Annotated in this window: 14 protein-coding genes; 8 read left to right on the top strand and 6 right to left on the bottom strand. The window is 66.6% G+C overall.

From position 1 onward, the window contains the following. Together AC5Y4H_RS10965 and AC5Y4H_RS10960 are read right to left on the bottom strand one after the other, a co-directional pair. Window positions 1-1,377, bottom strand: a complete 1,377-nt coding sequence (locus tag AC5Y4H_RS10965) for an aromatic ring-hydroxylating oxygenase subunit alpha (RefSeq protein ID WP_499981363.1) — start codon at window positions 1,375-1,377, stop codon at window positions 1-3. Next, window positions 1,377-2,231, bottom strand: coding sequence for an SDR family NAD(P)-dependent oxidoreductase (locus tag AC5Y4H_RS10960; protein WP_499981360.1), 855 nt, complete (start codon window positions 2,229-2,231; stop codon window positions 1,377-1,379). Before AC5Y4H_RS10960 ends, AC5Y4H_RS10965 begins: the two co-directional genes overlap by 1 nt. A 217-nt stretch (window positions 2,232-2,448) precedes the next feature. On the opposite strand from AC5Y4H_RS10960, the gene AC5Y4H_RS10955 reads away from it, so the two are divergent. Genes AC5Y4H_RS10955 through AC5Y4H_RS10935 form a run of 5 tightly spaced genes read left to right on the top strand, consistent with a single transcriptional unit; the run spans window position 2,449 to window position 8,664 of the window. Continuing rightward, complete coding sequence (locus AC5Y4H_RS10955; RefSeq protein ID WP_499981359.1) at window positions 2,449-4,071, top strand: SMP-30/gluconolactonase/LRE family protein; 1,623 nt, start codon at window positions 2,449-2,451, stop codon at window positions 4,069-4,071. Continuing rightward, window positions 4,071-4,820: a GntR family transcriptional regulator gene (locus tag AC5Y4H_RS10950; RefSeq protein ID WP_499981609.1), complete on the top strand. Its 750-nt coding sequence runs from the start codon at window positions 4,071-4,073 to the stop codon at window positions 4,818-4,820. The genes AC5Y4H_RS10955 and AC5Y4H_RS10950 overlap by 1 nt, the downstream gene beginning before the upstream one ends. Then, window positions 4,804-6,420: an AMP-binding protein gene (locus AC5Y4H_RS10945; protein ID WP_499981357.1), complete on the top strand. Its 1,617-nt coding sequence runs from the start codon at window positions 4,804-4,806 to the stop codon at window positions 6,418-6,420. The genes AC5Y4H_RS10950 and AC5Y4H_RS10945 overlap by 17 nt, the downstream gene beginning before the upstream one ends. Beyond that, window positions 6,413-7,195, top strand: a complete 783-nt coding sequence (locus AC5Y4H_RS10940) for an SDR family NAD(P)-dependent oxidoreductase (RefSeq protein ID WP_499981355.1) — start codon at window positions 6,413-6,415, stop codon at window positions 7,193-7,195. Before AC5Y4H_RS10945 ends, AC5Y4H_RS10940 begins: the two co-directional genes overlap by 8 nt. Beyond that, window positions 7,192-8,664 (top strand): AMP-binding protein, encoded by a 1,473-nt coding sequence (locus AC5Y4H_RS10935; protein ID WP_499981354.1) that lies wholly within the window; start codon window positions 7,192-7,194, stop codon window positions 8,662-8,664. Before AC5Y4H_RS10940 ends, AC5Y4H_RS10935 begins: the two co-directional genes overlap by 4 nt. A gap of 15 nt (window positions 8,665-8,679) precedes the next feature. Here the strand turns inward: AC5Y4H_RS10935 and AC5Y4H_RS10930 are convergent, their stop codons facing one another. Together AC5Y4H_RS10930 and AC5Y4H_RS10925 are read right to left on the bottom strand one after the other, a co-directional pair. Then, the gene (locus tag AC5Y4H_RS10930) at window positions 8,680-9,840 is read right to left on the bottom strand and encodes an NDMA-dependent alcohol dehydrogenase (RefSeq protein ID WP_499981352.1); all 1,161 of its coding nucleotides are present in this window, start codon (window positions 9,838-9,840) and stop codon (window positions 8,680-8,682) included. Further along, window positions 9,837-10,307, bottom strand: a complete 471-nt coding sequence (locus AC5Y4H_RS10925) for an SRPBCC family protein (RefSeq protein ID WP_499981351.1) — start codon at window positions 10,305-10,307, stop codon at window positions 9,837-9,839. Before AC5Y4H_RS10925 ends, AC5Y4H_RS10930 begins: the two co-directional genes overlap by 4 nt. Before the next feature lie 64 nt (window positions 10,308-10,371). Between AC5Y4H_RS10925 and AC5Y4H_RS10920 the strand changes: the two genes are divergently transcribed. Next, entirely contained in the window at window positions 10,372-10,743 is a 372-nt protein-coding gene (locus AC5Y4H_RS10920) for a nuclear transport factor 2 family protein (RefSeq protein WP_499981350.1), read from the top strand. A 44-nt stretch (window positions 10,744-10,787) separates the two neighbouring features. Further along, window positions 10,788-11,012, top strand: a complete 225-nt coding sequence (locus AC5Y4H_RS10915) for a hypothetical protein (RefSeq protein ID WP_499981348.1) — start codon at window positions 10,788-10,790, stop codon at window positions 11,010-11,012. A gap of 103 nt (window positions 11,013-11,115) precedes the next feature. Here AC5Y4H_RS10915 and AC5Y4H_RS10910 read toward each other — a convergent pair whose 3' ends face one another. After that, window positions 11,116-11,853 carry a DUF899 domain-containing protein gene (locus AC5Y4H_RS10910; RefSeq protein WP_499981347.1) on the bottom strand — a complete coding sequence of 246 codons (738 nt, stop codon included), beginning with the start codon at window positions 11,851-11,853 and terminating at the stop codon, window positions 11,116-11,118. A 26-nt stretch (window positions 11,854-11,879) separates the two neighbouring features. Then, window positions 11,880-12,650 (bottom strand): SDR family NAD(P)-dependent oxidoreductase, encoded by a 771-nt coding sequence (locus AC5Y4H_RS10905; RefSeq protein WP_499981346.1) that lies wholly within the window; start codon window positions 12,648-12,650, stop codon window positions 11,880-11,882. Between the two features lie 159 nt (window positions 12,651-12,809). Between AC5Y4H_RS10905 and AC5Y4H_RS10900 the strand changes: the two genes are divergently transcribed. After that, window positions 12,810-13,763, top strand: a complete 954-nt coding sequence (locus AC5Y4H_RS10900; RefSeq protein ID WP_499981344.1) for a sigma-70 family RNA polymerase sigma factor — start codon at window positions 12,810-12,812, stop codon at window positions 13,761-13,763. Window positions 13,764-13,783 lie beyond the last annotated feature (20 nt).

The raw sequence follows: 13,783 nt of genomic DNA, 5'->3' as shown, positions 1-13,783 counted from the left end.
TCAAAGCTCCTGCGGTTCGCCGGTACCCATGTACTTCGACAGTTGGTGATGGAGGTTGACGGTGCTGCGCTCGCGATACGGATTGGGTTTGGTGCCCGGGAAGGCAGAAGACTTCATGCCCTGCTGCACGGCGGCCATGTTGGAGAAATCTTGCGGCAGCACCGAGCGCCACCTCGGGTCGCCGACCGGCGTGTACTCCCATTCCGTGTGGGGCTCAGCGCCTTTCGGGTAGAGTTCGAAGACCGATACCTCGAAAATGCACTTGTTCGGATCGTAGCTGGGGTGCGGGCGCGCGGCGTAGCACAGCGCGACCGTTAGGCCCTGACCGATCTGGAAGTTCGGGAAGATCTGCCACGCGGTGCCGGCCTGCCCGAGGATGTCGACCGGAATCGTCGGCCAGATCACACCGCGGGCCTCGTCGTCGCGGCGCGCCGAGGCCAGCCAGTGCTCGAGAACCTTATCGGCCGGTGTGCCCGCGGGCAGTTCGTCCACCAGGCGCTTGGCGGCGTTCACCAGCGTCTCGGTGGTGGAGGTGTTGGTTTCCTCCATCGTGTAGATCTGCATCTCCGCCGTAGACACGCGGGGATCGGCACCGGTTCCGAGGCGGATCTTGGACTTGGTCGCCGCGAGGTCGTCCGGGGCGTCATAGCCGATGTTGCTGTGTCTGCCTTGCGCCTTGGCCCATCCCTTGAATTCGCCGAACTTGTTGAACTCGGGATGGGTGGTAAAGACGTGGTAGGTCTCGTTGAACGCCTCCAGCGCCACCTTCCAGTTGCAATCGAAATTCACCCATTTGCGCCATTTGAAGCGCATGTTCTCCAAGCCGAACGGATCGAGAATCTTCGCGGCGGGGAACAGGTAGTCGGCCAGCGGCTCGCAATCGGGATCCATGTTGATCCACAACCAGCCGCCCCACGTGTCGACCCGCACCGGCCGAAGGTGGGTGTTGTCGGGCGTGAGCGCGTCCTGCCAGTCCTGCTGCTCGCGGATGTGTGTGCACGCACCGTCCAGACCGTAGGTCCAGCCGTGAAAGCCGCAGACAAACGACTTTCGCGCTCGCGCGCAGGCGTTCTTGGCGCCTTCGGGGGTGTCGATCAGCCGGCGGCCCCGGTGCATGCAGACGTTGTGGTGGGCGTGAAATTCGTCCTCGCCGGTTCGTACCACGATGATCGAGTCGTCGAGGATGTCATAGGTCAGGTAACTGCCCACCTCGGGCAGTTCCTCGACGCGGCCCGCCTGCTGCCAGACTTTGCGCCACAGCTTGTCTCGTTCGGCGCGGGCATAGTCCTCGGAGATGTAGGCGTCGACCCCGATCGTCATCGGCGTCGAGAGTTCCTCGGCCGCTTGCGAGTTCGTGCCCTTGGCCAGGTCGGTCATCACATCCTCCTGATCGCCGCGCGGAAGGACTCGTCTTTAAGGAACAGGGACGTGTTGTCGGCGCCGAGATGGCTCCACTTGAGATCCAGCCCGCCGTCGACGAGCAGGGTCTGGCCGGTGACGTAGCTCGACAGCTCCGAGAGCAGGAAGAGGATGGCGCCGGCCTGCTCCTCGGGCCGGCCGCGACGGCCCATCGCGATCGCCCGGCGGTCCCGCTCGGGGTCCTCGTCGACGTAGGTGCGCGAGGCCGCGGTCTCGGTGACGCCGGGGGCCACGGCGTTGACCCGGATTCCGGCCTGCGCCAGCTCGACGGCCATCGTGCGCGTCATCGCCGTGATCGCGGCTTTGGCTGTCCCGTAGGCGATGTGAAACGGCGCGGTGTTCATGCCGCTGATCGAGGAGATCGACACGATCGACCCCGGCCGGTGCCGCGCGACGAGGTCACTGGCCACGGCCTGGCTCATGAAGAAGGCGGTCTCGAGGTTGTCGGCGAAGATCTTGCGCCAGTCGACACGCGTCACCCGGGTGGACGGCATCCAGGTCGACGGTTCGGCACCGCCCGCGACATTGACCAACCCGTACAAGTCGCCGTCGGCGCGGCGCGCGTGGTCGATCACCGTCGCGATGCCCTCATCGGTCGAGGCGTCGGCCGCGACGGGCAGCACCGGTAGCCCCTGCTTGGCCAGCGGAGCAACGTGTTCGTCGAGGTTTTCCTTCGACCGGCTCACCGCGATGACGGTGGCGCCCGCCCGCGCGATCATGGCGGTCACGGTCGTGCCGATGCCGCCCCCGCCGGCGCCGGAAACCACCACGACACGTCCGTCGAGCCCTAGAAGTCCGTCGTGATCGGCCATGACCTGCTTTCCCCTGCCGCCATCGCGTCTCGCGTCCGCGGCGGGATCACTTGCGTTTTGTCCGGACAAAATATCGCATTCTGTCCGTTGGAGAACACTATTCCGATCGGTGGACTTGGCTGTCAAGGTCGGCTTGCCCTGCTTTGCCAGCTATTGTCTGGACTAAGAGGAATTGATAGCGTCCAGCCCAACGGCTGACGGAAGGACCTCGGCGCGCATGTCGATCTCAAGGGCCATCTCAACGCTGCCTTCACGGTATGCAGCGCCCCAGCCCGTCTACGTCGCCGAGGGCTGGGAGCTCGACCGAATCACCGCGACCAGCCGGCTCTTCGGCGCCAACGGTCTGCGCACCGGCCCGGACGGGCGCATCTACATCGCGCAGGTGACCGGCAGTCAGATCAGCGCGCTCGATCACCGCACCGGGGAACTCGTGACCGCGAGCCCCAAGGGCGGCGACATCGTGGCGCCCGATGACGTTGCGTTCGACGCCGGCGGCAACCTGTACGCGACCGAGGTGATGGACGGCCGGGTCAGCGTGCGCGACACCGGCGGCCGCACGCGAGTGCTTCGCGACGACGTGCCGTCAGCCAACGGCATCACCTTTCACCGGGGCCGGTTGTTCGTCGGTGAATGCCGTGAGGGTGGGCGGCTGCTGGAATTCGACCTGGCGGGCGGACCGCCACGGGTGCTTTTGGAGAACGTGCCTTCGCCGAACGCGATGGAAGTCGGCCCGGACGGCCTGTTGTATTTCCCGGTGATGGGCGCCAACGAGATTTGGCGCATAGACCCCGATGGCGGCGAGCCACAGTGTGTCGCAACCGGCCTCGGTGTGCCGGACTCGGTCAAGTTCGATGCGCAGGGCTACATCGTCTCGACGCAGGTGGCCAGCGGGCAGGTGCTACGCATCGATCCACGTACCGGCGAACAACGCCTGCTCGCCCAACTGAATCCGGGCCTGGACAACTGCACCTTTGTCGATGACCGGTTGTTCGTGTCCAACTTCACCGGCGAGATCACCGAGATATCACCGGACGGCACAACGCGATCCGTGTTGTCGGGCGGCCTCAACTGGCCGATGGACCTGGCGATGGGCCACGATGGGCGGCTCTACATCGCCGACGGCACCTACTTTTACGTCGCCCAGCCCGATGGATCGCTGCGCACGGCCGGGATGTTGTTCAGCCCCGGCTATCCCGGTTTCCTGCGCGGCCTCGCGGCGAGCGGACCCGGCGAGTTCATCGTCACCACCTCGGGCGGCCAGGTCGCCCGGTACCGGCCCGAGGCGAGCGAAACCGAGGTGCTGGCAGACGGTTTCGACCAGCTCTACGGCATCGCGTTGAGCGCCGGCGGTGTGGTGTTCGCGGAGCTGGGCACCGGACGGGTGCTGTCGCTGCAATCGGGTGGTGTCCAGGTGCTGGCGAAGGAGCTGCGTGAGCCGGTCGGGGTTGCGATCGACGCAGACGGGACCTGTCTGGTGGCCGAGGCTGGAGCCGGCCGGGTGCTCCGTGTGAGCGGGTCGAGGATCGACACCGTGATCGCCGATCTGCAACGCCCGCAGGGCCTTCTGGTCAGCGACGGTGTGCTCTACGTGGTCGACGCGGGCGCCAAGGAGTTGATCGCGTTCGATCTGGCGACCAACGCACGGCGGACGATCGCGGCTGGGCTGCCGGTCGGCCCCCCACCGGGCGTCACGCCCAAGCCCCTGCGCGGCATGCCACCGTTTTCCGGGCCACAGGGCCCCTTCGCCGGCATCACCGCGTCGTCGGATGGGACGCTGTACGTCTCGGCCGACGGCGAGGGCAGCGTGCTGGCGTTGCGCCCGAGACCGGACGGACCATGATGCCGCAGGCGATCGCGGGCGACCACCGCTACCTGCAGATTGCGCGCACTCTGCGTAAGGAGATCGTCGACGGGGTGTACCCGGTGGGTTCGCAGTTGCCCACCGAGCATCAACTATGCGAGCGTTTCGCTGTCAGCCGCTACACCATCCGTGAGGCGCTGCGCCGCCTGCGCGAGGACAACCTGGTGGCTTCCCGGCCGCGCGCGGGCACCCGGGTGGTTCCCCGGCCGGCGTCGAGTTCCTATGCACAGGACGCGATGTCGATCGACGACCTCCTTGCGTTCGCGGCCGGCGCGCAACTCACAATCGAGTCCAACGCGATGGTGACGATCGACGACGACATCGCAGCCCGGACCGGCCTGGAGGTGGGCACCCAATGGCTGTCGGTCCGCGGGTACCGGCGGGGCGAGGGTGACTCCGTTCCGGTGTGCCGAACTGAGTACTACATCAGCCGGAGTTTCGCGGCCGTGGGGCGGCTCCTGCAACGCCACGCCGGCCCGATATTTCCTTTGATCGAGGACCTTTTCGGTGTGAGCGTGGCCCAGTTGCACCAAGAAATCGCCGCCGTCCAACTCTCCCCGGAGTTGGCGGACGGCCTCGGTGTCGAAGCGGGTACGGCCGCGCTACAGATGCGGCGCACCTACACCACCTCCGATGGCGAGGTGGCCCAGGTGACGATCAACACCCACCTGTCGTCGAGGTTCCGGTACGCGATGACGATGCGTCGCGTGGATGGTCAGGCCAGCTGAGGTGATCGCCCCGTACAGTGCGGCGTATGCGGCGGAGGCGCACCGGCGCGGTTTGTGGGTGCACACAACGCTCGCCGATGCACTGCGCATGGCCGCGTCCCGTACGCCCCGCCGAACAGTATTGGTGGACAGAGACTTTCGTCTGGACTGCGCCACCTTGTACAACCAGGCCCGCGCGCTGGCCGGTGCCCTGCTGGAACGCGTGCCGACGGGCAGCACAGTGTCGTTCATGTTGCCGAACTGGCACGAGAGCGCCGTCATCTACCTGGCCGCGACGCTGGCCGGGATGGTGGTGAACCCGATCCTGCCGTCGCTGCGCGACCACGACCTGCGCTACATGCTCGAAGACGCGGATGCCGCGGTGGTCTTCGTTCCACGGCAACACGGCGGCCATGACTACGCGGCGATGCTCGAACGCGTGACGACCGCGACGAGCCGCCCGCCGGAGGTGGTGGTGCTGCGCGGTGACGCCGGGCCGCACACACCGTATGCGGCACTGCTGGACCCTGCGACGCGGGACTCGGCGCTGCCTACACTGGATCCTGATGCCGTGCGGATGATCCTGTACACCTCCGGCACCACCAGCCGGCCGAAAGGTGTTCTGCACAGCCATAATTCGGTGCACGCGTTGATCTGTCAGATCCGCGACCACTGGGTGATTGCGCCGGGCGACACGTTCCTCGTGCCGTCGCCGGTCGCTCACATCGGCGGCTCGATATATGCCTTCGAATGCCCACTGTTGCTGGGCACGACTGCGGTGCTGATGGACCGCTGGGATGCGGGTGAGGCGGTCGCGCTGATGGATTCGCAGCGGTGTACACACATGGCGGGCGCGACACCGTTTTTGCAACAGCTGTTGTCGGCCGCGCAGCGCGCCGGCACCCGGCTACCCGCCCTCAAGGTGTTCATCTGCGGTGGCGCATCGGTGTCGCCATCGTTGATCCGCAGCGCCGCAGAGTATTTCGATCGCGCGGTGGTCACCCGGGTGTACGGCTGCACCGAGGTGCCGGTCGCGACGGTCGGCGCCCCCCGGCCCGACGAAGCCGGTCCCGCGGCGGACACCGACGGCCGGCCGGGGATCGCCGAAATCACGCTAGTCCCGCACGAGGCCGCGGCGCCGGGCGACGGGGAGATATGTGTGCGCGGTCCGCAGATGTTCCTGGGATACCGACACGCCGAGGACGATTCCGTCGATGCCGCCGGCTTTTTCCGCACCGGGGATCTCGGCCGGTGGGTCTCAGCCGGTTTCGAGGACCAGTACCTCGTCGTGACCGGACGGGCCAAGGACGTCATCATCCGAAGCGGCGAGAACATCTCGGCCAAGGAGGTCGAGGACCTGCTCGCCGACCATCCCGGCATCGCCGAGATCGCAGTGGTCGGACTGCCCGACGACCGCACGGGTGAGCGGGCGTGTGCTGTCATCGTCCCCACGGGCGGACAGACCCCGGATGCCGCGAGCTTGCTTGCCCTGCTGGTGAGCAAAGGTGTCGCCAAATTCAAGGCCCCGGAACGGGTCGTGCTCTGGGATGCCCTGCCGAAGAACGACGCGGGCAAGATACTCAAGCATCAGATCCGGGCGTCGCTGATGAAGGATGGATGAGATGCAGGTCGCAATCGTCACGGGTGCCAGTAGCGGGATCGGCCTGGGGTGCGCCAAGAAGCTCGCCGAGATGGGCATGGCGGTCGTCGGCACCGGCCGTGACGAGGCGCGACTGGCCGAATTGGCAAGCGCGATCGACGATCCGGACCGCGTCGCGACACTGGCCGTCGATCTCACCGACGATGACGCGCCCCGCCGCATCGTCGACCTCGCCGTCGACCGTTGGGGCCACATCGACTTCTTGATCAACAACGCCGGCGCGGGCAGCCCCAAACCGTTGCACGAAACCGACGACGAGACCTTGGACTACTTCCTGGGGTTGATGCTGCGGGCGCCGTTTCGGCTCGCCCGAGACGTGCTGCCGCACATGGCGCCCGGGTCGGCGATCATCAACGTGACATCGACCTTCGCGGTCGTCGGCGGCCTGCGCGGCGGCGCCTACTCCGCGGCCAAGGGCGGGTTGACCGCGCTGACGACGCACATCGCGTGCCAATACGGCGCGTCCGGGATCCGCTGCAACGCCGTCGCGCCCGGCGTGACGGTGACGCCGATGGTCGAAAAGCGCTTGGAGGACGAGCGTTTCCGCAAGATCAACACCGAGATGACGCCGCATCAGCGACTCGGCCGCGTCGACGACATCGCCAGCACCGTCGCCTTCCTGTGCTCGCCGGGCGGCAGCTTCATCAACGGTCAGACGATCGTGGTCGACGGCGGCTGGAGCTCGACGAGGTATCTTTCGGAGTCGGCGCTGGCGGCGCAGTGGATCGAGCGATGAATCTGTTCGCACTGCTCGATCAGGCCGCGAGTCGCTTTCCCGATCGCGGTGCGGTGTATCACGGGGATCGCCTCGTGTGTACGTGGGTTGAGTTGCGCGACAGAGCCTTACGCCTGGCCGCCTCGCTCGGGCGACAGCACGGCGCGGGTGCGCGGATCGCCATCGCGACCCACAACCGTCCCGAGATCATCGAGTTGATGTTCGCGATCTGGGCCGCCGAATGCGTCGTAGTCCCGATCAACTACAAGCTGCATCCGCGCGAGATGGCGCAGATCCTCGACGACGCGGGTGCCGCACGGGTGTTCGCCTCGTCGGCCATCGGCGTCGAGCTCGCGCCGATGACCGCGACTCCGACGGAACTCATTGATTCCGAACACTATTCAGCACGCTTCGGCGCCTATCCGGCACAACCGCCGCGCACCGATCCGGCCGCGCTGGCGTGGCTGTTCTATACCAGTGGCACCACCGGCCGATCCAAGGGCGCGATGCTGTCGCACCGCAACCTCATGGCGATGACGGTCGCCCACCTCGCCGACATCGACGCCCCGGACCAGGAGTGCAGCCTCGTGCACGGGGCGCCCATGTCGCACGGCTCCGGGCTCTACATCCTGCCGTACGTGCTGCGCGCATCCCGTCAGGTCGTGCCGGAGTCCGGCGGGTTCGAGCCCGACGAGTTTCTGGACCTCTGCGAGCATCACCCGGCCGTCAGCGCATTCCTGGCACCGACGATGGTGCAGCGGCTGGTGGACACCGGCCGCAGCCGGCCGGCCAATCTGAAGGCGATCGTGTACGGCGGCGGGCCGATGTATGTCGAAAGCCTGCGCAAGGCGATCGCGGCATTCGGCCCGGTCTTCGCGCAGATCTACGGGCAGGGCGAGTCACCGATGACCATCACCGGGCTGCGCCGCGCCGACCACGAATCCGACGACGACGCGATTCTGGGTTCGGTCGGTTATGCGCGGTCGGGCATGGAGGTCGCGGTGCTGGGCCCGGACGGCCGTCCGGCGCCACCGGGTGTCATCGGCGAAATCGTCTGCCGCGGAGACGCGGTCATGTCGGGATATTGGCAGAATCCGGATGCGACGCGCGCAACGCTCAAGGACGGCTGGCTCTACACCGGCGACATGGGCTCGTTCGACGCGCGCGGATTTCTCACGCTGCGGGATCGGTCGAAGGACGTCGTCATCAGCGGCGGGAGCAACATCTACCCCCGCGAAGTGGAGGAGGCCCTGCTCGAGCACCCCGACGTCGCCGAGGCATGCGTCGTGGGCACCCCCGACGCCGAGTGGGGTGAGGTGGTGGTCGGGTTCATCGTGGGCGCGGTCGACCCCGCGGCGTTGGACGCCCACCTGTTGCGGCGCGTCGCCCGCTTCAAACGCCCCAAGCGGTACGAATTCGTCGACGAGTTGCCGAAAAACAGTTACGGCAAGGTGCTCAAGCGGGAGCTGCGGGCGAGATTGGCGCGGTGAACCCGCCGGCGTTGGTCACGTCTCGGCGAAGTCGATGATTCCGCGGATGTTGCGGCCCTCCCGTAGGTCCGCCATCGCCTGGTTGATCTCGTCGAGCCGGTAGTGGCGGGTGACCAACTCGTCGAGCTTCAGCGCCCCCGCCTGATACATCGACAACAACATCGGCACGCTGGTGCGCGGATTCATCCCGCCGTAAAGCGCGCCCTTGAGTTGTTTGGACGACAGCACCATCTCCTGCAGTACAAGCGGAACCGTGTGTTCGGTGTACGGGGTGATGCCGGTGACCACACACGTTCCGCCCTTGCGGAGCAGCCGCATGGCCAACGGGATCAGGTCCACGTGGACCACGCCTGCGGTCACCAGGACGCGGTCGGCCATGACACCGGCGGTGATGTCGGCCAGCAACGGTATCGCGTCCTGTGCTGAGGCGGCGCTGTGCGTCGCGCCGAAGATCTTGGCCGTATCCCGTTTGAATTCAACGGGATCCACCGCGACGACGTATTTCGCACCGGCGGCGCGGGCCCCTTGCAGGGCGTTCATCCCGACACCACCGGTGCCGATGACGACGACGGTGTCACCGGGTTCGGTGCCCGCCGAGATCGTTGCGGTGCCCCAGCCGGTGCTGACGCCGCACGACACCAGCGACGCCGCATGGAAGGGAATCGCGTCGTCGATCTTGATGACGGACTTCTCGGTGAGCACCGCGTATTCGGCGAAGGTGCCGAGTTGACCGTAGGCCATGAGGTTTTCGTCGCCGAGATGCCGGCGGCAGGTTCCGTCGGTCGGCATCTCCCTCGAGAAGAGGGTCGCACCGGCGTCGCAGATGTAGCTGTGACCGCTCACGCAGAACCGGCAGCTGCCGCACGCGGGGATGAAGGACATCGCCACATGGTCGCCCGGCCGCACCGTCGTCACGCCGGCCCCGAGTTCCTCGACGACCCCGGCGCCCTCGTGGCCGCCGAGCATCGGGAACCAGTCCGGTTCAGGGATGCCGGTCATAGCCCGCACCTCGGGGGTCGGCAACACGTCGCCGGTGACCAGGTGGTCGTCGGAGTGGCAGACACCGGCAACGGTCATCCGCACCAGGACCTCACCCGCGCGGGGCGGATCGAGTTCGATTTCGCGAATCTCCCAGTCCCTGCCGACCCCGTCGAGTACCGCGCCACGGCACTTCATTGCGACCTCCCTGACTCGAAGTGACTCCGGATGCCGGCCAGCATCTTGACGTGCGCCTTGACCCCTTCGCGGATGGTCACCCCGGCCAATGGCCGTGGCGCGGTTATACCTATCCGTTCGGTGACTTGGGTGCCGCCGCCGACCGGATCGAAACTCACTGTGCCGCGCAGCCGCACCCCGGGCGACTGATCCGCCTCGGTATGCACGTCGCCGCGCGCGGGCACTCGCAGCCGGGCCTGATAGCTGGTGCGTATGGTTAACGGCCCCAATGGAATTCGGTCGACGACGCGGTAGGTCTGCTGGTAACCATCCGGGGTTGCGCTGCGGGACACCGTTTCCACCGACACGATCAGCGGGTGCACCAGCTTGATGTTGTCGAGGTCGACGTAGAAGTCGCGGACTGCGTCGGGCGGCGCGGGCACGTGCTCAGACAGCGTCCGTTCGGCGTGCACGGTCCACCAGCTCATAAGAGGAACCTAGCCTTGCGACGACCCGACGCTTACCGTGGACTCACGAGTGGGCGGAGAAGACATGGGCACCCAAGGGCAAGTGGTCGAGCGGTACCTGGAATGCCTGGCCGCTCACGACTGGGACGGACTGGCCGACACCATCGCCGAGGAAGGCCTGGTCCGGGAGGGGCCGTTCTGCGACGTGGTCGAGGGCAAGGCGCACTATGTCGCCTACCTGCGCAAGGTCTGCACCAACCTGCAGGGCCATCGGCTGCACGTGCGGCGGGTCTCGCGGGTGGATTCGCGGGTGTCGTTCGCCGAGCTGTCCGAGACATTCGAGATCGATGACGTCGCAAGCACGTGGCCCGAATGCATCTTGTTCGAGCAGAACGGCGACGGGTTGATCTCTCACGTCAGTGTGTTCTTCAAGCAGCGGGGCACCGGCACGACGTAGCGGTCTATTCCCTCAGTTGCGGAATTGACCTAACGTGTCATTGCATGGAGGCAGATGGAACTCCGGAGTCGGTGTCGGTCGAGAAATTGCACTCGGGCGACCCGATCACCGATTGTGGTCAGCGGTACATAGTTCTCGAATCGAAATCCTTCAGCGATAGCTGTGTGGTGCTCGAGCTGGAGTCCAGGGTGGATCATCAGCTGCAGGTCATCGAGAAATCGTTTCCTGCCGGGTATCAGGTCGACAGGGCGAACCACCGAATTCTATAGCCCGAAGCTCTGAGCGAGATATTGCGCGAGTAGCCGTCTGACGGCTACCGCGCATTCGTGTTTTTGGGCCTACTAATCAGCCGAAAATCCGAAACTGCCGCCACTATTGTCCGCGCGGCGGCCGGATGTCATTGGGATCGTCGGGGTCGGGCTCACCGAACCAGCGGGACGGCTCGTGCTCGCCGTAGGCGTCGTGCCAGTCCCACCACTCGTAGGGAGCGGTCTGCGGGTAGCCATCGGGGGAATCCTCCCAGTTCTCCTGGCGCCCCAGTGCGGTCATGTCGAGGAAGCTCCAGGTGGTTCCCAGCGCCTCGTCGCCGCGGTTGTTGATGAAATAGGTGCGGAACACCCAGTCGCCGTCGTGGATGAAGGCGTTGGTGCCGTGCCATTCGTCGACGCCGAAGTCGGTGTCAAAGCCATCGGTGATGGTGTACCACGGCATTTTCCAGTCCATCCGCTCCTTCAAGCGTTGGATGTCGGCCTGCGGCGCACGCGAAACGAACACCAGTGTGGTGTCGCGGGCGTTCAGGTGGGCCAGGTTGCCGACATGATCGGCCATCATCGAGCAGCCCCGGCAGCCGTGCTCGGGCCAGCCGTCTATGTCGGGTCCGTAGAAGGCGCGGTAGACAACCAGTTGGCGCCTGCCCTGAAACAGGCCCCGCAGGCTGGTCGTTCCTTCTGGCCCGTCGAACTCGTACTGGGAGTCCACCGGGGTCCACGGCATCCGGCGTCGCATGGCCGCGAGCGCGTCGCGGGCCCGGGTGAGTTCCTTCTCCTTTGTCAGCAGTTGCTGGTGGGCCGTCGCCCACGCTTGGGCCGAGACGATCGGCGGTGTCTTCATCGTCGTTCACCTTTCGGGTGGGGTGCTCAGGACAGCGGCGTCAAGCCGGTGGCACTGAGGAGGTACGCGCCGTCCTCTGCGGCATCGCCGCGGGCGATCTCCAGGACCGACTTGCCCACCTGCTCGGCGGTGAGCGCGGGTCCGGCGGCCCGCAGGAAGGAGTCGACGTCGACGCCTTGTCGTTCTGCGTAGGCGGCGACGGCGACCGCACCGAGGTCGGTGGCCGGCGTCAGCCGCGGCAACATCGCGGTGAAGCCGATCCCCAGCCCGGCGCGTTGCGCTTCCGCGGCGGCATAGCTGGTGATGAACCTGACGGTCGCCTTGGCACCCGCATAGCCGCCGGACAGCGGCGATCCGTTCAGCGCGGCGCCGCTGGACATCACGATCACCGAGCTGCCCGGTGTCAGCGGGCGCCGCAGCGCGTGGCCAATCCAGTGAAATGCCTGCGCCACGTCGACGTTCCAGTTCTCACCGAACGTCTCCCACGTCTGATCCTGCAGCGGCATCATCCGCGGTGTGGCGCCGGCGCACAACACAAGTGTGCGCGGCCGGTACCGGTCGATGAGCCGACCGGCGGTCTCAGGATCGGCGGCGTCGGCCACCTCCGGGGTGAACGCGTCGCCGAGCTGGGCGCGCAGCGCTTCGAGTTGCGATCGGGTGCGCGCAACGCCGACGACCCGTGCGCCCGCCGCCACCAGCGCGCAGGCGATCGCACGGCCGAATCCGCGGCCGGCTCCGGTCACGATCGCGGTGCTGCCGACGAGGCCATCGGCGTGGGAGGTGCGGGGGTGCGTCATGGTCGTTCTCACTCTCTGGCGTGGTCTGCGGCCCTGGCCGCGTCTTCACTAATGCAGATACGGAGCGGCACCGGGATTCATCGCGTGCAGACCGATGAATTTCGGCGGCGCGAGGTCTCTAAGGGAGTAGGTTCGCCTCGCAGCCGAGAGGAGACGGTCGTGCCGGCGCAGGAAGATTTCGTCGAGCAGGCGGCGCCCTATCGGGCCGAGCTGATCGCTCATTGCTATCGCATGCTGGGTTCGGTGCACGACGCCGAGGATCTGGTCCAGGAAACGTACCTGCGGGGCTGGCGCGGCTATGAGGCATTCGAGGAACGCGCAGCGTTGAAGACGTGGCTGTATCGGATCGCGACCACCGCCTGCCTCCGCGCGCTGGAGAACCGCGCCCGCCGCGTGCTGCCGATGGGTGTGGCGGACGGCTCGCTCGACCCGGACACCGATTTCGACGCGAAGGCCGGCGCGCACGCCTGGCTCGAGCCCATTCCCGACACGATGTTCAAGAGTCCCGAAGACGACCTCACCGCCAAGCAGAGCGTGCGGCTCGCGGTGATGACCGCGCTGCAAGAGTTGCCGGCGCGGCAGCGCGCGGTGCTGATTCTGCGCGACATCGTCCAGTTCAGCGCCGCCGAAGTCGCCGAGCTCCTCGAAACCACTCCCGCGGCGGTCAACAGTGCGCTGCAACGCGCCCGGGCCCACCTTGCCGAAGTCTCCCCCGCCGAGGACGGCATGTCAGAGCCCGGCGATGTGCAGCGTCGCGAACTGCTCGACCGATATTGCGCGGCATTCGAAAACGCGGACATGGCGGCGCTGACGGCGCTGCTGCAAGCCGACGTCAAACTCGAAATGCCGCCCATGCCAGTGTGGTTCACCGGCCGCGACGCGGTGCTGCGGTTCCTTGACCGGCGGGCTCTGGCCAAGCCCGGCGACATCGTGATGATCCCGACGGCCGCGAATGCTCAACCCGCCGTTGCCGAGTACCGGCGCAGCGCCGACGGGGCGATGGCGGCCCATTCCATTCATGTCCTGACCACCGGCGCTACCGGGGTCGCCGGCATCACCGTCTTCCTTGACCCCGGCCTGTTCAGCACGTTTGGTTTGTCACCAACCCGGTAACCTCTGAGCAGGGACGTAAT

It is taken from the genome of Mycobacterium sp. NGS58, from assembly GCF_059812385.1.
Note: the sequence above shows the minus strand (reverse complement) of the source record. Positions and strands in the feature narration are given on the sequence as shown.